This is a genomic window from Adhaeribacter arboris (genome assembly GCF_003023845.1).
Lineage (GTDB): Bacteria > Bacteroidota > Bacteroidia > Cytophagales > Hymenobacteraceae > Adhaeribacter > Adhaeribacter arboris.
In genome coordinates, this window is the sequence record NZ_PYFT01000001.1 from 2,328,762 (window position 1) to 2,347,601 (window position 18,840).

An 18,840-nucleotide genomic window follows, 5' to 3' on the forward strand; every position below is an offset into this window, starting at 1 on the left:
CTAGAAAATGGCACATCCTAAACGAAAGATTTCGAAAACCAGAAGAGATAAGAGAAGAACGCATTATAAGTTAACTCCTAGTACGCACATGGAATGCTCCAACTGTGGTTCACCCGTTCTGTACCACCGCGTTTGTTCTGAATGTGGGTATTACAGAGGTAAGCAAGCTATTGAGAAAGAAGTAGCGGCCTAACCTTATGAGAATAGCCCTCGACGCTATGGGCGGTGATTTTGCTCCTGACTCTATCGTTCAAGGAGCAATTCTGGCTTCCCACAATTTGCCGGAAGATGCCGAAATAGTCTTGATAGGTCAGGAAGAGGTAGTGCAGGAATGTTTGAAAAAATACGATGCCACGTCTTCCCGAATATCTATCGTACCTGCTAGTCAGGTTATTCATATGGGCGAGCATCCCACTAAAGCACTTACCCAAAAACCAGATTCCAGCATTTCAAAAGGTTATCAATTGCTAAAATTAAAGCAAATTGATGCTTTTTGCAGTGCTGGGAATACAGGTGCCATGCTGGTAGGTGCTATGTTTAGCGTAAAAGCCGTAGAAGGAGTATTACGTCCGGGCATCGTCGGATTTGTTCCCAAATTAGATGGTGGTACTGGGGTTATTTTGGATGTAGGCGCCAACGCTGAATGTAAACCAGAAGTATTAGAGCAATTTGGCGAGTTAGGATCCATTTACGCGCAGAATGTACTGGGAATTGCTAATCCCAAGGTAGGTTTGATGAATTTGGGCGAAGAAGAAGGTAAAGGCCCCGTCATTTCACAAGCGGCCCATCAATTACTCAAAAATAATGCTAGTCTTAATTTTATCGGCAATATTGAAGGCCGTGACTTATTTAATGATAAGGCCGATGTTATTATTTGCGATGGCTTTATTGGTAATGTAATTTTAAAATTATCGGAATCGATATACGATATTTTATTAAGCAAAAGCATTGTTGACCCGTATTTTGATAAATTCAATTACGAAGCCGTAGGTGGCAGCCCCATCCTGGGAATTAACGGTAATGCTATTATCGGGCACGGCGTATCCAGCCCGACCGCTACCTGCAATATGTTGCACTTAGCTTATAAGTTGGCCAAATCAGGAATAACAGAGCAAATTCAAAAAACTTTTAGTGCCTGATTTTCCCTTACGAACCAAGAAACCTGACTATGAGTAAAATATCTGCTGCTATTACTGGCGTAAGCGGCTATGTACCGGACTATATCCTTACCAACCAAGAGTTGGAAACCATGGTGGAAACCAATGACGAATGGATTGTTACCCGCACCGGTATTAAAGAAAGAAGAATACTGAAAAAAGAAGGCGAAGGCACCTCTTATATTATAAATTTCGCCGTTAAAGATCTGCTGCAAAAAACCAATACCCTCCCGGAAGAAGTAGAGTTAATAATTGTGGCTACCACCACTCCGGACATGGTTTTCCCCGCCACGGCTAATCTGGTAGCAGCCGAAACCGGTATGATAAATGCTTTTGGCTACGATTTGCAAGCCGCTTGTTCCGGTTTTTTATTCGCCCTCTCTACCGGCGCTAAATTTATTGAATCGGGTCGGTATAAAAAAGTTATTGTAGCTGGGGCAGATAAAATGTCGTCCATTATAAATTACGAAGACCGTACTACCTGCATTATTTTTGGCGATGGTGGCGGCGCGGTAATGCTGGAACCCAACACCGAAGGTTTAGGCCTAATTGATGAAGTCTTGAAATCGGATGGTACGGGCGCTCCTTACCTGCACATGAAAGCAGGCGGCAGCCGCCGGCCAGCTACCCACGAAACCGTAGCAAATAAAGAACATTACGCTTACCAGGAAGGAACTACTGTGTTTAAATTTGCGGTAAAAGGCATGGCCGAAGTAGCCGGTGAAGTAATGGAACGTAATCAATTAACGGGCGAAGATATTGCCTGGCTGGTACCGCACCAAGCAAACAAGCGAATTATTGATGCAACCTCCGGGCGCATGAATATTGGCAGCGACAAAGTAATGATGAACATCGACCGTTACGGTAACACTACCAGTGGTACGCTGCCCTTGTGCCTTTGGGACTACGAAAATCAACTCAAAAAAGGTGATAATGTGATTCTTGCCGCTTTTGGTGGTGGTTTTACCTGGGGTGCTATTTACCTGAAGTGGGCCTACGACCCTCAATAATAATTTATAAATAATTTAGAATTAATAAATTGAACGTAAATTAAAAGCCCAATTCAGGTACTTTTTAAAAGAAGGTGCTTTTAATTATTAATTTTTACTTAAAATGGCAACTACTGCTGATTTCAAAAACGGTTTGTGCTTAGAATATAACGGTGATTTGTACATTATTACCGAATTTCAGCACGTGAAGCCCGGTAAAGGTCCGGCTTTTGTGCGCACTAAATTAAAAAATATAAAAACCGGAAAAGTTATCGATAACACGTTTAACGCTGGGGTGAAAGTTACCACTGCTCGGGTAGAACAACGTCCGCATCAGTTTTTGTACAAAGATGATATGGGCTATACGTTTATGGATACCAACACCTTTGAACAAGTAATTCTGGACGAAAAAATGGTGCCTTTTGCTGATTTATTAAAAGATGGTCAGGAAGTAACCATACTGTTTCACGCTGAAACGGAAACTCCTCTCACTTGCGAAATACCGCCGTTTGTGGAGCTGTTAATTACTTATACGGAACCCGGCATAAAAGGTGATACAGCTACAAATGCATCTAAAGCCGCCATTGTAGAAACCGGAGCAACTATTCAGGTTCCTCTTTTTATTAACCAGGATGAGTTAATTAAAGTGGATACCCGCACCTACACCTACGCAGAACGAGTAAAATAAATCTATGAAAGCCAAAGAACTTCAGGAACTGATTGACTTTATTGCAAAGTCGGGTTTAAACAAAGTAGATATTGAAACCGAAGAATTTAGAATTTCGGTAAAGCGGGAACCCGATTCTCCAAAAGTGCATTACTTGCCGGAACCGACCCGACCAACTGTTTCGACGGCCTCTGCGCCTGCTTCTACTCCGGCAAGTGCTCCGGCTAACCCGGCACCTGTTAGCTCTCCTGCTGCGGCCACTACTACTAGTGCCGAGTCTAATTATTTAACGATAAAATCACCGATGATCGGAACATTTTATCGCTCTTCCAGCCCGGAGTCCGACTTTTTTGTAAATGTAGGAGACGTAATTTCAAAGGGTGATATTATTTGTATCATTGAAGCCATGAAATTATTTAACGAGATTGAAGCTGAATTTGGTGGTAAAGTGGTAAAAGTGTTGGTAGAGAATGCCTCCCCAGTAGAATACGACCAACCATTATTCCTGATTGATCCGTCTTAAATTCAATTATGAATTAAAACTTAAAAATTATGAATGACTCTGTCTTCATAATTTTTAAAATATACATTGTTTAAAACATACGTAAAGCTCTCTGGCTACTAATTAGGTGAATGGGCGTTGAAAACACCGCCTAACTTAATTGTAGCAGATAAATTTAAATAAGGCGTAGGTTTTAATTTCTAATTCATAATTTCTCATTCATAATTTAATAAAACTGTGTTTAAGAAAATACTGGTTGCCAACCGCGGTGAGATAGCCTTACGTATTATTCGTACCTGCAAAGAAATGGGCATTAAGACGGTGGCAGTTTATTCTACTGCTGATAAAGAAAGCCTGCACGTTCGATTTGCCGACGAAGCCGTCTGTATTGGTCCTCCTTCGAGCACCTTATCTTATTTAAATATTCCGAGTATTATTTCCGCGGCCGAAATCACCAACGCCGATGCCATTCATCCGGGTTATGGTTTTCTATCGGAAAATGCCGAGTTTTCGCGAATTTGCCATGAGAACGGTATTAAGTTTATTGGCGCTACGCCAGCCATGATTAATGCCATGGGCGATAAATCTTCGGCTAAAACCACTATGAAGAAAGCCGGCGTACCTACCATTCCGGGTTCCGATGGCTTGTTAAAATCAGTAGAAGAAGGGATTAAGCTGGCGCACAAAATCAAATACCCGGTTATTATAAAAGCAACGGCGGGTGGCGGCGGCCGGGGCATGCGCATTATTAACAACGACGAAGAATTTGAAAAAGCCTGGAACAGTGCGCGTACCGAAGCCAAAGCAGCTTTCGGCGACGATGGCATGTATTTGGAAAAATTTGTAGAAGAACCTCGTCACATTGAAATTCAGTTGGTTGGCGATCAGCACAACAAGGTTTGTCATCTCTCCGAACGTGATTGCTCTATTCAGCGTCGCCATCAGAAATTAATAGAAGAAACTCCCTCGCCGTTTATTGATGAGAAACTCCGGGAAGCTATGGGGAAAGCCGCTATTGCCGGTGCTTCCGCTATTAGTTACGAAGGGGTAGGTACCATTGAGTTCCTGGTAGATAAACACAAAAATTTTTACTTCATGGAAATGAACACCCGGATTCAGGTGGAGCACCCCATTACCGAAGAAGTAATTAATTACGATTTAATTAAAGAGCAAATAAAAGTAGCCGCTGGGGTTCCTATTTCCGGAAAAAATTATTATCCCCAAATGCACGCCATTGAATGCCGCATTAATGCCGAAGATCCGGTAAATGGTTTTCGGCCCGCTCCAGGCAAAATCACCACCTTGCACATTCCGGGTGGGCACGGAGTACGGGTAGATACTCACGTTTACGCGGGTTACACCATTCCGCCCAATTATGACTCCATGATTGCCAAGCTTATTGTTACAGCGCAAACCCGCGCGGAGGCAATTGTAAAAATGAAGCGGGCCTTAAGTGAATTTGTGGTAGAGGGAGTAAAAACAACTATTCCTTTTCATTTAAGAATGATGGATGATGAAAACTTTAAATCGGGTAACTTCACCACTAAATATTTAGATACCTACGATTTTAGTGCGCTGGCTGAATAGATTGAAGAATAGTTTAAAAGTTAACAATTTATTTAAGCAGAAAGCCCGGTTTAACCGGGCTTTCTGCTTTTGCAACTTCACCTAAAACTTATTTGTACTCACCTTGCTAAATGTTACCTAACTGCTTTCTCCTCACCGGCAACCAGCTCTTCTAATTGATTATACCACTCTTCGCCGTATTTCCGAATTAAAGGCTCTTTCAGGAATTGATACACGCGCACACCTAACTCTTGGCCAAAGCTGCAGGCGGCATTACATATCTGCCATTTGTCATAATTTAATGCTTCAAACCCGTCGTATCTAGTTATCCGGATAGGATATAAGTGGCAGGAGATTGGCTTTCTCCAATTAATTTTACCGTCTAGGTAGGCTTGTTCAATACCGCATTTTAAAGTTAAATTATCGTCATAAATGGCATAGGCACATTCGCGGTTACCAATAGTGGTAGTCGAAAAGTCGTCTTCCCAATCTTTAATGTATAAACCTTGTTCCGCAATGGCTTTTTGCCCTTCTGCAGAAAGATAAGGTTTAATAGCCTCGTAATTTTCGGATAATATAGCCAATTCGTCTTCCTCCAGAGGGGCACCTAGATCGCCTTCTACACAGCAGGCCCCTTTGCATTTCTCTAAATTACAGACAAAAAACTTATCTTTTATATCGTCGCTAATAACTGTGTGTTCCAGAATAATCATGGTACATGTATTTACCGAAAATACAAAGTTCCTACCTTTTTAGTTCGACTGCCATCTTTCGGTTAGTTTTACTTAATCATTTATTGGCCAGAAAGAAGATTGCTATTGTAAAAGATTTTTCTCTACTTAACCGGTAATCAGCTTGATTAAACAAAGTTATGGAAAGTAATAACACAGACTCACTTCGGTATCCGATTGGTACATACACCGCAAAACCAATTATTTCACCCGAAGAGCTAAAAGAATATATTCAGCATATTACCCATTTACCGGCCCAATTACGCAAAGCAGTAAAAGATTTGAACGAAAAAGAATTAGATACTCCTTACCGGGCGGGTGGCTGGACGGTACGCCAGACCGTAAATCACGTGGCGGATAGCCATATTAACAGCTATGTTCGCTTCCGCTTAGCCCTCACCGAGGATAAACCGGTAATTAAAACGTACGAAGAACACCTTTGGGCCGAACTAGCCGATGCCAAACATGCCCCCGTAGATATGTCCCTCATTTTGCTGGAAGCCTTGCACCTGCGTTGGGTAATGCTTTTGGAATCGCTTACCCCGGAACAATGGCAACGGGTATTTGTGCATCCTACTTTGGGGGAAGTAACTTTAAGTAATGCGGCGGGCTTGTATTCGTGGCATGGTCGGCATCACGTAGCCCATATTACCGAACTTAGAAAACGGAATTTCGACCGTTAAAATAAAAGAAAGCTATATTAAATAAATAAGGTTTTTACAATTTTAAACGGGGGTCAGGGCTGACGTATTGAGTAGTAAAATCCTCTTGTAAATACTTATAATGGGCGGTTATCGCAATCATAGCGGCATTATCGGTGCAATACTCAAAGGCGGGAATGTACACATTCCATTTATAACGAGCGGCACTATCGGTCATAGCCTGACGCAAACCTGAATTTGCCGAAACCCCACCCGCAATGGCTATTTCCCGGATTCCGGTGTCTTTAGCGGCTTGCTTTAATTTTTTTAGTAAAGTTTGAATTAAGGCATTCTGAATGCTGGCACAAATATCTGCTAAGTTTTCGGCAATAAAATGGGGATTTTGCGTTGTATTTTCCCGGAGGAAGTACAAGATAGAAGTTTTAATGCCGCTAAAGGAAAAGTCGTAACCCGGCATGTTTACAATTGGAAAAGTAAAACGATCGGGGTTACCGGTAGCCGCGGTGCGGTCCAAGAGCGGGCCACCCGGATAAGGTAGGCCCAGCAATTTGGCCGATTTATCGAATGCTTCGCCTACAGCATCATCGGTGGTTTGACCTAATACTTGCATATCCAAATAATCTTTTACGAGTACAATTTGGGTATGTCCGCCGCTTACGGTAAGGCACAAAAAAGGAAAAGATGGTTTAGGTTCATCAATAAAATGGGCCAAGATATGGGCCTGCATGTGATTTACTTCCATTAAAGGTAAATTTAAACCCAAGGCAAACGATTTAGCAAAGGCACAGCCTACCAGCAAGGCGCCGAGTAAGCCGGGTCCGCGGGTAAAGGCTACCGCATCTAAATCACTTTTTGTTATCTTTGCCGTAAGTAAGGCTTGCGACACCACCGGAATAATATTTTGTTGATGTGCCCGGGAAGCTAATTCCGGCACGACGCCGCCGTACTGTTTATGAACTTCCTGCGTGGCTACTATGTTGGCTACTACTTTGCCGTTGCGGATAATTGCCGCCGAAGTATCGTCGCAGGAAGATTCGATTGCTAATATTGTAGGACCCAAAACCATTTGGAAAACAAGACAAATAATAAGTGGACTGGTGTTATTAAAACTACTCTCCGAATAGTTATCGGTTTATTTTTATTTATTGTTTTGCTTTTAGCTGGGCTAATGTTTGCCTTACGGCAGTCCTCTATTCAAACCAGCGTGGTGCAAAAAGCATCTAAAATCCTCTCCGCTAAAATTGGTCACCAGGTTACCATTGGCCGAGTAGATATTCGATTTTTCAACAAAGTTATACTGGAAAAAGTAAAAGTTCTCGATCGGAACCAAGAAGAATTATTTTATATCGGCGAAGTCGAGGCAAGTCTTAGTGGTTTTTCGCTGCAAAATTACCGCAAATTAACCATCGAAACCTTAAAGCTTACGCAGCCACACGCCGCTTTTGTAAGATATAAAACGGCCGATTCGATGAACTTAAGTGTTTTTCTGGCTTCCCTGAAAAAATTAATGAAAACCGATACCACTAAAACGGCTAAAACTAAGTTTGATTTTAATATATATGGCCTGGAAATCCAGAACGGATATTTTCGCTACGATAATCAGAAACGTGAACCTGTTGCCTTTGGTATGGATTACCAACATTTGGACATTGACAGCATTAACGTAAAAATATCGGAAATTGCTTTTTTAGGTGATACTATTAGCATGCACCTAACTGATCTGCAAGCCCACGAGCATAAATCAAATACCAAACTAAAAAACCTGGACGCGCACATGATCTACGCGCCAACATTTTGGGAGTTTGCCGATCTGGATTTACGTGTAAACAAAAGCAATTTGGGCCATTACGTCCGTTTTGATTACAAACGATTTTGGAACTTTACTTCGTTTAACGATAGTGTTCGGGTAACCGCTTCCCTTGATTCTTCCGCCGTATTTTCCGATGATATTGCCATATTCGCTCCGCAGTTAAAAGATTGGCACGAAAAAATTCTTATTTCCGGGGAAGCTAAAGGATACGTCAGGCGTTTTAATGCCCAAAATATTGACCTGTATTACGGCGAAAAAACTCATATCGTTGGGAATTTAAGTGCGGATGGTTTGCCCCGTTACAAAGAAACGTTTGCCGATATTAAACTCAAACCTTCGGTAATACTGGCGCGGGATCTTAAAAAGTTTATTCCGGCTAAGAATTATGCCCTGGTAGAGCGGTTGGGAACCGTAAAGCTGCAAGGCGACTTCCTGGGTTTTTATTCCGATTTTGTGGCGCATGGTTCTTTTGCCACGGCCCTGGGCAAGGTGGTGTCGGATATAAATCTTAAAATAAATAAGAATCCGGACCTATCTACTTACAAAGGTTATTTAAAAACCGATCGGTTTGCGTTAGGCAAGTTTATTGGCAATGTGCGTACCCTGCAATCTATTACCATGAACGGTCAGGTGAAAGGAACCGGCTTTAACCTGGCTTCTGCCCGTTTAAATTTAGATGCCACTATCCAATCGGTAGGAATTTTAGGTTATAACTACCGCTATATTACCACCGATGCCACCTTAAGTCAGGAGTTAGTAGCCGGAAAATTGAACATCAAAGATCCCAATCTCGAATTAACCGCCGACGGAAAGATAAATTTAAGTCAGAAAAAACCCACTTTCGACCTAAAAACAACTATTAACCGAGCTAACCTGCAAGCATTAAAGTTATTGAACAAGAACTTTGTTTTACAAACCAAGGCTAGTTTAAATTTTACCGGTTTAACTCTGGATAATTTACTCGGGCAGGCTACTTTCCAAAATACTACTCTTACGTACGGCAAAGAAATTATTAATTTCGATTCGGTCTCCATTCAATCTTCCCGCAACCAACAAGGCCAGCGTTCAATTGCGGCAAGCAGTAAAATTCTGGATTTTTCAGCAACCGGTAATTTTGAGGTATCGCGGTTTATAACTGATTTTACCACGTTTGTGCGGGAAGATATTCTTAGTTTTAAAAGCAATCAATCGGCCAGTGAAGCTTATTACCAGCAGAAAAAGAACTATACCGGCCAAGATTATGAATTAAATTTAGCTTTCCGTTTTAAGCAAGGGAATTCTTTCCTGAAAGCTTACGTGCCAGAATTATACCTGGCTGAAAACACTTTATTTACGGGTAATTTCCGGCAAGGGCGCAACTCGATTTTTAATTTATACAGTCACCTGGACACCTTAATTTACGGCAATTATAAATTCTATAACAACGATTTTGAAATTAACAATTCTAAGCTACAAAACAGTCCAACGGTATTAGCCAGCGTGGTATTTTCCTCGCGTAATCAGCAATTTGCCGGGGCGGCTCCTTCCGAAAACTTGTTTCTGGAAGGAATTTGGAACGATAGCACCATTAACTTTGCTACTAATATTGCGCAAACGAACAGCACGAATAAAGCCTCCGTGAGCGGCAATATTAGTTTTCCGCCCGATAAAGTTCAGATAATTCTAAACCAATCCAACATTAATATTCTGGGTAAGCAGTGGAGCATCCGGCCCAACAATAATATTTTAATTGGGGCTGCCGGTAAAGAAATTGAAGTAAACGGATTGGAATTATTTTACGGTAACCAAAGCGTTAACGTAACTGGTCAGGCTTCGCGTAATCCGGAGAAAGAACTGGTCATGGAAATTAAAAACTTTCAGCTCGAAAACTTAGTCCCGCTATTGAATCAGCAAATTTATGGAATACTAAATGCCCGGGCATCAGCTTCCAACTTATTTAATAAATCTATCATTCTCAGCAAATTATCTGTTGATTCCTTGCGTCTGGATTCTATTTACATCGGGGAAATTAGTGGTTCTACCGATTGGGACAAGAACGAAGACAAGATAAAAGTAGATTTAGGAGTATTCCGGAGTAATATGCGGGTAGTATCGGTTACCGGCGATTACAATCCTCAATCCGAAAACAATCCGTTGAATTTACTGGCCGTAATGGACGAAGCTCCCATTAAGTTGGTGGAGCCTTTGTTAAAAACGTTATTTTCCGATTTATCGGGTATTATGGAAGGCCGCGTTCAAATAAATGGCCGCCTGAATGCCCCGGTACTCATAGGGTCGGCGTTCGTTACCAATGGCCGTTTCCGGGTAAATTATTTAAATACGTATTACTCTTTCAGCGACCGGATTTATTTTTCGGATAAGGACATAACGTTCCGGAATATTAAAATCCGGGATATGTTTACCAATTCGGCGGTTATCGCCGGCACCATTCAGCACGAAGGATTCCGGAACATGTCGCTTGATTTGAAAGGTGATTTCCGGAAGTTTATGGTGCTAAATACCACCCGGGCCGAAAACTCACTCTATTATGGAACCGCCATTGCTACGGGTACGGCTAGCTTAACGGGCACTCCTTCCAATTTATCTATTAATGTAAATGCCCGTAGCGAAGCGGGCACCAAAATGTCGATTCCTCTGGACGGCCAACAAGAAGCAAAGCGACAAAGTTATATTCAGTTTGTTAATCACAAGCGCTTGCGCCAGGATTCGGTAGCTACCGATTCTGCGGCAGATGTTCCGCGGGTAGATTTAGCGGGTATTAAGCTTAATTTTAATTTAGGAATTACGGATGATGCCGAGTTGGAAATTATTTTTGACGAAGAAACCGGCGACATTGTGCGGGGCTCGGGTAACGGCCGGATAAATTTAAATATTGATACCCGGGGCGAATTTACCATGGATGGGCAGGTAGAAATTGTGAAAGGTTATTACAACTTCACTTTGTATAACATAATCCGGAAAGGCTTTAACATCCGGCCGGGCGGTACCATTACCTGGAACGGCGACCCTTACGCCGGAATTATGGACCTTACGGCCACTTATACGCAAAGGATAGTTTTACCCGTAAGTATCACGCAGGAACAAAGTAACATCCGCTACCCCGTAACGGCAGTAATGGACTTGGAAGGAAGATTACTTGCTCCGGAAATTAAACTGAACCTGGAGTTTGAAGATACTCCCTCTACTCTGGAAACTCAAATTAATGCCTATTTAGCGGATATTCGAAACAACCAGGATGAACTCAACCGGCAAGTATTTAATTTATTAATTTTAAAACGCTTATCCGACCCGAGTAACACCGCGCAAGCCAACGTTGGCGCCCAGGTAGATAACGCGTTAGGCCTCACCAGCAGTTTGAGCCAAGCTTTATCAAACCAGTTAGGTAATTTAATTTCGCAACTCGACAGCAATTTAGAGATTGACATCGGCTTGGATGGTTTTTCTAACCAGCAAATTAATGATTTACAACTCCGGTTAAGTTACTCTTTATTCAAAGGGCGGCTGCGGTTGAGCCACGAAGGTGGCTTACCGGGTAGTAATAATTACACCAATAGCACAAATTATAACCAGACCGGAACAGAAGTGCCGGGATCGTGGCGGGCAGATGTTTACCTGCGCGCTGACGGAAAACTTCGCTTAAAATTAGAGTATAACATCACTCCTTATTCTTATTCCACCTTTGGCCAGACTACGGTAAGCAGTTTACGCGGCAGTATTTTACACACCGAGCGCTTCGACACGTTTTCCGAGCTATTTGCCCGTCGTAAAATGCGCCGCCGCGACCGCAAAGCCACCGAAAAAATAATCATCGACTCCGACGACCGCGTAGGACTCTGACAATTACCAGCTACCAATTATTAAATATCAGTAACTAATTATCATCTTTCAGCCAAATAATGCGCCTTTAACTAAAAATAATTGTTAGAAATTTTCGGTAGCTATTACGAGTATTGAAGAAAATATAGCATTATTTAACCGATACTTGGTACATGGTAACGGGTAAATGATAAATGGTAATTGAAAACTGTAATATTTATTCTTAATTTTGCGGGGCAAATAAATTATGGCAAAACACCCCAATAAACCTACCCGCAAAAAGAAACTTGGTAGCTATCCGCATACCATGGTTATTTTTACCATTACTTTGGCTCTTTTTGTGATTGGTTTGTTTAGCACCTTGCTTATTCACGCGAGTAAATTATCCGATATTGTTAAACAAAGCATAGAAGTACAAGTCTACCTGGATTTTGATTTAACGCAAACCCAGTTGGCCCGCCTGAAAAACACGTTTTCTCAGAAAGAATACATTGCCTACCTGAATCAACAACCCCAAGTTCGCTTTTTTTCGAAAGAAGAAGGCGCTAAAGAATTTATTCAGGAAAGCGGCGAAGACTTCATGGCCTTTTTAGGTGATAACCCCCTGCGGGACGCCTTTATTTTAAACATTAACCCCGATTTTGCCGACTCGGAACATTTGAAAAAGATAAAAGCTGAATTGGAAGAAATGGATGGCGTTTACGAGGTGCAGTACGTAGCTAGCTTAATTGATTCCATTAACCAAAACCTTAAAAAAATCAGCATTATATTGCTCAGCTTTGCGGGTATTCTGGTGTTGGTAGTGGTTATTTTAATCAATAACACGATTAAACTGGCTATGTTTTCGCAACGTTTCTTGATTAGGAGCATGCAATTAGTAGGCGCTACGGCTGGTTTCATCCAACGTCCCTTTATGAACCGGGCTATTTTACAAGGTTTTATTAGTAGTTTACTGGCCTCGGGTATGTTGCTAGGCTTATTAAGCTATGCTTATTACCAAATAAACGAGTTGTATTTACTCCGCGACGAAACCAAATTAATCATTCTGGGTATTTTGTTGGTAATATTAGGCATGGTTATCGGTTTTATTAGTTCGTACCGGGCCGTGCGCAAATACATGCATTTATCTTTGGATGAACTTTATTAAACCTTAGACGCTAGAGACTAGATAATAGACGTAAGAATAAGCATTAACAAGTTTTGTTTATAATTAATAGAACTTCACATTATTTAATAAATCTTTAAAAAGAAGAAAGTCTAGAGTCCAGTATCTAGCGTCCAGGAAATATATGGAAAACAAAAATGAGTTTGCCTTCGGCAGAAAGAATTACCTGTTCATGATAGTGGGCTTAGTAGTATTAGCTATTGGTTTTATTATTATGACCTTGGACGCAGAGCCCTACGGCGAAGGTTTTATGGGAATTACCTTAGGCCCCATAATTTTAGTAATTGGATTTATTATTGAGTTTTTTGCTATTATGGTAAAAGACCGTAAAAAAGCTTAAATGAGTTTCTGGCACGCAATTATCCTGGCTATTGTAGAAGGCCTTACCGAATTTTTACCCGTATCCTCTACCGGCCACATGATCATCGTTTCGAGTTTGATGGGCATTAATGCTACGGAGTTTACGAAAATGTTTACCGTAAATATTCAGTTCGGAGCTATTTTATCGGTATTAGTTTTGTACCGGAAACGTTTTTTTCAATCCCTGGATTTTTATAAAAAATTACTTATTGCATTTATTCCGGCAATTGTCATCGGTTTTTTGCTCAACGATGTAATAGATGCTTTGTTGGAAAGCGTGCTAACCGTGGCTATATCGCTGGTGTTGGGCGGTATTGTATTATTATTTGTAGATAAATGGTTCAACAATGATCCTACGCACAGCACTCCTTCGGCGAAGCAAGCTTTTGTAATTGGTTTGGCCCAATGTATTGCCATGATTCCGGGAGTTTCCCGATCGGCGGCTTCCATTATCGGGGGTTTGGCGCAAGGTATTTCCCGGAAAGCCGCGGCTGAATTTTCTTTTTTCCTGGCTATCCCTACTATGCTGGCCGCCGCGAGTTACAAATTCATCACTGATTTTCTGCACCTGGATATGAAAGACGATATTTTAAAAATGAATACGGCCAAAATTCAGGCAAGTCTGAACCAATTGTCGGCGCACGATGTACAAACCCTTTTACTAGGCAATTTGGTAGCCTTTGTGGTAGCCATGCTGGCCATTAAGTTTTTTATTAATTTCTTAACCAAATACGGCTTTAAATTTTTCGGCATTTACCGCATTATTGTAGGCGTACTTTTATTGGTATTTTTATTATTTGGGGTGGATCTAAGTGTGTAATATGCGGGAATATGATTTCGAGGCCGGCGAAATTCTCTTGATTGACAAACCACTGCATTGGACTTCTTTTGATGTGGTAAAAAAAGTGCGGAATTTGCTCCGGATAAAAAAAATCGGCCACGCGGGCACGTTAGATCCTTTAGCTTCCGGCTTATTAATTTTATGCACCGGAAAATACACCAAGAAAATAGAAGAAATTCAAGCGCAGGAAAAAGAATATACCGGTCATTTTACCATCGGGCAAACTACTCCTTCTTTTGATTTAGAAACCGAAGTCGATCAAATCTGCGATTACCAGCACCTTACCGAGCAAGAAATATACACTGCGGCAGCCGCTTTTGTAGGACACATTAACCAGGTACCACCTTTATTCTCGGCCGTAAAAATTAACGGGGAACGCGCCTACACCTTGGCGCGCCGCGGCGAAGAAGCTGAAATAAAAGCTAAATCTATTCATATTCAGGTTTTTGAAATTACTAAATTGGAAATACCCTTAGTGCATTTCCGGGTAGTTTGCTCCAAAGGCACGTATATCCGCAGTCTGGCCCGTGATTTTGGGCAACAATTAGGTTGTGGTGCCCATTTATCAAAATTAATCCGGACCCGCATTGGCAATTATCATGTAGAACAAGCGCTAACTATAGCCAATATCCAGGCTATCCGGAAGTACCAACAGGAACAGCATGCAGGTAATTAGGAGCCTTTCGGAGTTTCCGGCGTTAAGCCAGGCCGTTGTTACCAGCGGTACCTTCGATGGAGTTCACAAGGGCCATCAGAAAATTTTGCAGCGCCTTATCCAAATTACGCAGCAAACTAATGGCCAAAGCGTGGTTATTACTTACTGGCCCCATCCTCGCCTGGTCCTGCATCCGGAAACTCAAAACCTGCATTTACTTTCTACCATTGAAGAACGGATTGAACAATTGGCGGCTTTCGGCATGGATTATTTGCTAATAATTCCGTTTACCCGTGAGTTTGCCAACCTTGATTCAGAACAATTTATCACCCAAATTTTAGTAAATACCATTCATACCAAAAAGTTGGTGATCGGGTACGATCACCGTTTCGGCCGCAACCGGATGGGCAGTTTCGAATATCTGCGCCAACACGCTCCCGAACTAGGATTTGAAGTAGAAGAAATTCCTCGCCAGGATATTGATCATGTAGCAGTAAGTTCAACTAAAATCCGGACTGCTTTGGAACAAGGAGAAATCCAGATTGCCAATGCTTATTTGGGGCGTTACTATTCTCTACGAGGTACCGTGGTGAAAGGCAAACAATTGGGCCGCACTTTGGGTTATCCAACTGCTAACCTCGATGTATCGGATCAGCATAAATTAATTCCCAAGCAAGGCATTTATACGGTACAGGTTAAAATTCAGGAACAGGTACTAGGCGGCATGCTCAGTATTGGTACAAACCCCACCGTAGGCGGTATTCATCAAACCATTGAGGTTAATATTTTTAATTTTGAAGCAGATCTATACGGCCAGGAAATTACCTTACTCTTCGTGGATCGTATCCGGGATGAGGAAAACTTTGGTAGTGTAGAAGAACTGGTTTTACAGCTGCATCGCGATAAAGAATTTGCCTTACAAATCTTGAATACGCGCTTATAATCTTTTAGTAAGTTTATAATAACTCCTCTATCGGGCTCTATATACGGATTACCAAGCTGGACAAATTAAATGATTAATCTGAAAAAAGGCCCTATATTCTAAGGTATTTTTCCAGATTATATGCTTTTACCATAAGTAACACCTTCAATATTTACCTCATTTGAAAAACTTATTTAAATCCTAATTTATTTATTACCCACAAAATGTAGCTTTGTTGCAAATTTTATAAAAACAACAATCATTTTTAACCCGTATTAAAAATTATTCATTAATCCAGGTTTCAATTTTGATCAACTAACTATTTATTTGAATTTTAATCTGATTTTAATGCAAATTTAATTTTCTTTTAACTCGTAATTATTTTATTTGTGGTATAAAACAAATGGTTTAACTCAAATATATAAATAAGATGAAGATTGTTGGAAAGAGAGAAATAGCGATTGCCGTACTGGCATTTTTTAGTAGTATCCCCTTCAGTTTTGCCCAGCATGTTCCAGAACAGGATTTAAAAAAAAATGTACTTCCCATTTTAAATGGACTGGCTTATGTGCAGCAATTAGAACCTAAAATGTATCAATTTGATACCCGGAAGTACAATAAGTTAAACCTGCCGAGTGGTCAGCAGTTTGGTTTTTTAGCCGAAGAGGTACAAAAAGTGTTGCCGGAACTAGTAAGTTCAGAATCGCAGTCGTACATGGTGGGTAAAAACACTTACCGGAATACTACTCTTAAAAATACGGATTTAGAAAGTATGATTCCGCTTTTGGTGGCTGCTATCAAAGAGCAGCAAAAACAAATAGACGAATTAAAACGCCAATTAGACGCAAGTGCAAAATAAAACTAACTTTCTAAATTTCCGGTAGAATTTATTTAACAATTATTGCAGGCTAAGCTTTTAGTTTACCCTTAACCCAAAAGTTGAGCGTAAGCTAAAAGCTTTTTTATCTTAAATATAATAGTGTACCGCTGGAAAGTAAGTAACAGGTTCCATGAGTTATCTAATTCTTATCTACACCCCAATAATAAAATTCAATGGTTCTTGCCTCTTAAAGAATAATATTTCTATCTCACTTCAAAAAACATGACCTATAAAAACTTAAAACTGGTTTGGTATCTGGTTTATACAAATAAGGTTAAATTCCGATTTAGCTGATAAATTAAATTAAAAGAAATAACCCATCTATTTAGTTAACTTAACTGGGTTATTTATCCGTAGGTATCAAAGTAAACAGAGTAAGCTTTTTTGAATTCAAAAAGCTACGGGGCATTTGCTCGTAGGCCTCTGTAAAAATTAATTTTATGCTAATCGAAAAGAGAATTCCATTTAAGTACTTGTTTAACAAAATAAAACTCGATGTCTTACGCGTGTTTTTATTTTCGATTCTTTTCCAGATTTTAAAGCATTTTTTTGTTGACTATCTACCTGCTATTCCTATTACACTTCCGTCGATTTTGGGTACTTCTATTTCCCTGATTCTAGCCTTTAAATTAAATCACTCTTACGACCGTTGGTGGGAAGCCCGCAAAATATGGGGCGCCATTGTAAACGATTCCCGTACTTTAATCTTGCAAGTAAAAGGTTTCGCGAATAATAATGTTTTTACCCCAGTTGACAGCATTATAAAACGAATGGCTTTCCGTCAAATTGGCTGGTGTTACAGTTTAGGTCAGTCGTTACGCGGGCTAAATCCCTTAGCCGATTTAGATACTTATATTTCTGCGGAAGAAATAGCCTATATCCAGCCGCAGACGAATAAACCTTTAGCCTTACTGATGGGGCACGTAAACGATATTAAACTTCTGCAGCAAAATCAAGCAATAAATGCGTATCAACAAATTCAACTAGATCAAACCCTGGTACGGTTGTGCGAATCGATGGGACGGGCCGAAAGAATAAACGGCACGGTGTTTCCGGTTACTTACCGGATTTTGGTTCATATTTTTATTTATCTTTTTCTTATTACCTTATCGCTGGGATTGGTAGAAACTATTGGCTTATTCGAGATTCCTTTTCTGATTTCCATTGCGTCTACTTTCTTTTTACTCGAAGAAACGGCTACTTACCTTCAGGATCCTTTCGTCAATAAACCAACGGATACCCCCGTAACAGCTATTGCCCGGAACATAGAAATTAATATCAAACAATTATTACAAGAGCCTCAGGTTCCTGCACCACTAAAACCGGAGGAATTCTATTTGATGTAAGTAGTTGTTGTTTATTACTTGTTCGTTGTTTAGTTACTAGACTTTTATAATCCCGGATAGCAGAAAATAAGGTTTTAAACTTATCTCGTTGAAGTACTTACTATAAAAAGTTACGGAATTCTCCGCCAACTATGAAAACACAAACTAAAGAAATCCAAAGCAGCTTAACTCCTGATGCCGCCTTGCAAATTTTAAAAGACGGTAACTTACGCTTTATCAATAACCTGAAAGCCAATCGCAACTTATTGCAGCAAGTAAACGAAACCTCCGAGGGTCAATTTCCTTTTGCCGCTATTTTGAGTTGCATCGATTCCCGCACTTCGGCCGAATTAATTTTTGATAAAGGTTTAGGAGATATATTCAGCATCCGGATTGCGGGAAACATACTGAATGAAGATATTCTGGGGAGTATGGAATTTGCCTGCCGGGTAGCAGGTTCTAAACTAATTTTAGTATTAGGACATACCCGCTGCGGCGCAATAATCGGGGCTTGCAACCAGGTTGAAATGGGAAACTTAACCACCCTGCTCAGGAAAATACAACCGGCTATTGAACAAGAAACGCAAACAATCCATAATCGAAACGGCAACAACGAAACCTTTGTGGAGAATGTAACTAATAACAATATCTTCCTGACAATTAATCGAATCCGGAAAGAAAGCAGCATTCTGGCCGAAATGGAACAAGCCAATCAGATTAAAATAGTAGGCGGGTTATACGAGGTAGAAACCGGTAAAGTAGTTTTTTACGAATGATTTTAAAAAATTAAAC

The 18,840-nt window shown here is 40.7% G+C and carries 18 protein-coding genes; 16 read left to right on the top strand and 2 right to left on the bottom strand.

Annotation, left to right across the window (positions count from 1 at the left end; genetic code table 11):
- The first annotated feature begins 7 nt into the window (after positions 1-7).
- The 6 genes from rpmF to accC all read left to right on the top strand — a co-directional run bounded on the left by rpmF (position 8) and on the right by accC (position 4,902).
- Positions 8-193, top strand: coding sequence for a 50S ribosomal protein L32 (rpmF, locus tag AHMF7605_RS09525; protein ID WP_106928678.1), 186 nt, complete (start codon positions 8-10; stop codon positions 191-193).
- Between the two features lie 4 nt (positions 194-197).
- On the top strand, positions 198-1,139 hold the full coding sequence (plsX, locus tag AHMF7605_RS09530) for a phosphate acyltransferase PlsX (protein ID WP_106928680.1): 942 nt from the start codon (positions 198-200) through the stop codon (positions 1,137-1,139).
- Between the two features lie 29 nt (positions 1,140-1,168).
- Positions 1,169-2,167, top strand: a complete 999-nt coding sequence (locus AHMF7605_RS09535; protein WP_106928682.1) for a beta-ketoacyl-ACP synthase III — start codon at positions 1,169-1,171, stop codon at positions 2,165-2,167.
- Positions 2,168-2,270: 103 nt separating this feature from the next.
- The gene (gene efp, locus AHMF7605_RS09540) at positions 2,271-2,834 is read left to right on the top strand and encodes an elongation factor P (protein ID WP_106928684.1); all 564 of its coding nucleotides are present in this window, start codon (positions 2,271-2,273) and stop codon (positions 2,832-2,834) included.
- A gap of 4 nt (positions 2,835-2,838) precedes the next feature.
- On the top strand, positions 2,839-3,336 hold the full coding sequence (gene accB, locus AHMF7605_RS09545; protein ID WP_106928686.1) for an acetyl-CoA carboxylase biotin carboxyl carrier protein: 498 nt from the start codon (positions 2,839-2,841) through the stop codon (positions 3,334-3,336).
- 216 nt (positions 3,337-3,552) lie between these two features.
- Positions 3,553-4,902 (top strand): acetyl-CoA carboxylase biotin carboxylase subunit, encoded by a 1,350-nt coding sequence (gene accC, locus AHMF7605_RS09550; RefSeq protein ID WP_106928688.1) that lies wholly within the window; start codon positions 3,553-3,555, stop codon positions 4,900-4,902.
- A gap of 113 nt (positions 4,903-5,015) precedes the next feature.
- Here the strand turns inward: accC and AHMF7605_RS09555 are convergent, their stop codons facing one another.
- Positions 5,016-5,594: a DUF3109 family protein gene (locus AHMF7605_RS09555; RefSeq protein ID WP_106928691.1), complete on the bottom strand. Its 579-nt coding sequence runs from the start codon at positions 5,592-5,594 to the stop codon at positions 5,016-5,018.
- Positions 5,595-5,752: 158 nt separating this feature from the next.
- Here AHMF7605_RS09555 and AHMF7605_RS09560 point away from each other — a divergent pair, with 158 nt between their 5' ends.
- The gene (locus AHMF7605_RS09560; RefSeq protein ID WP_106928694.1) at positions 5,753-6,295 is read left to right on the top strand and encodes a YfiT family bacillithiol transferase; all 543 of its coding nucleotides are present in this window, start codon (positions 5,753-5,755) and stop codon (positions 6,293-6,295) included.
- Positions 6,296-6,329: 34 nt separating this feature from the next.
- Here AHMF7605_RS09560 and tsaD read toward each other — a convergent pair whose 3' ends face one another.
- Positions 6,330-7,334: a tRNA (adenosine(37)-N6)-threonylcarbamoyltransferase complex transferase subunit TsaD gene (gene tsaD, locus AHMF7605_RS09565; protein WP_394336196.1), complete on the bottom strand. Its 1,005-nt coding sequence runs from the start codon at positions 7,332-7,334 to the stop codon at positions 6,330-6,332.
- 6 nt (positions 7,335-7,340) lie between these two features.
- Here tsaD and AHMF7605_RS09570 point away from each other — a divergent pair, with 6 nt between their 5' ends.
- From AHMF7605_RS09570 to AHMF7605_RS09610, 9 genes are all read left to right on the top strand, one after another.
- The gene (locus AHMF7605_RS09570) at positions 7,341-11,921 is read left to right on the top strand and encodes a translocation/assembly module TamB domain-containing protein (RefSeq protein WP_106928698.1); all 4,581 of its coding nucleotides are present in this window, start codon (positions 7,341-7,343) and stop codon (positions 11,919-11,921) included.
- A gap of 226 nt (positions 11,922-12,147) precedes the next feature.
- A complete protein-coding gene (locus AHMF7605_RS09575) occupies positions 12,148-13,047 on the top strand; it encodes a cell division protein FtsX (protein ID WP_106928700.1) in 900 nt (299 codons plus the stop codon).
- 142 nt (positions 13,048-13,189) lie between these two features.
- Entirely contained in the window at positions 13,190-13,405 is a 216-nt protein-coding gene (locus AHMF7605_RS09580; RefSeq protein ID WP_106928702.1) for a DUF3098 domain-containing protein, read from the top strand.
- The gene (locus tag AHMF7605_RS09585) at positions 13,406-14,245 is read left to right on the top strand and encodes an undecaprenyl-diphosphate phosphatase (protein ID WP_106928704.1); all 840 of its coding nucleotides are present in this window, start codon (positions 13,406-13,408) and stop codon (positions 14,243-14,245) included.
- A 1-nt stretch (position 14,246) separates the two neighbouring features.
- Complete coding sequence (gene truB / locus AHMF7605_RS09590; RefSeq protein WP_106933412.1) at positions 14,247-14,942, top strand: tRNA pseudouridine(55) synthase TruB; 696 nt, start codon at positions 14,247-14,249, stop codon at positions 14,940-14,942.
- Positions 14,929-15,864: a bifunctional riboflavin kinase/FAD synthetase gene (locus AHMF7605_RS09595; RefSeq protein ID WP_106928705.1), complete on the top strand. Its 936-nt coding sequence runs from the start codon at positions 14,929-14,931 to the stop codon at positions 15,862-15,864. The genes truB and AHMF7605_RS09595 overlap by 14 nt, the downstream gene beginning before the upstream one ends.
- A gap of 409 nt (positions 15,865-16,273) precedes the next feature.
- A complete protein-coding gene (locus tag AHMF7605_RS09600) occupies positions 16,274-16,702 on the top strand; it encodes a tail fiber domain-containing protein (RefSeq protein ID WP_106928708.1) in 429 nt (142 codons plus the stop codon).
- A 461-nt stretch (positions 16,703-17,163) separates the two neighbouring features.
- A complete protein-coding gene (locus AHMF7605_RS09605) occupies positions 17,164-18,069 on the top strand; it encodes a bestrophin family protein (protein ID WP_106928710.1) in 906 nt (301 codons plus the stop codon).
- Between the two features lie 131 nt (positions 18,070-18,200).
- Positions 18,201-18,824 (top strand): carbonic anhydrase family protein, encoded by a 624-nt coding sequence (locus AHMF7605_RS09610; protein ID WP_106928712.1) that lies wholly within the window; start codon positions 18,201-18,203, stop codon positions 18,822-18,824.
- The last annotated feature ends 16 nt before the right edge of the window (positions 18,825-18,840 follow it).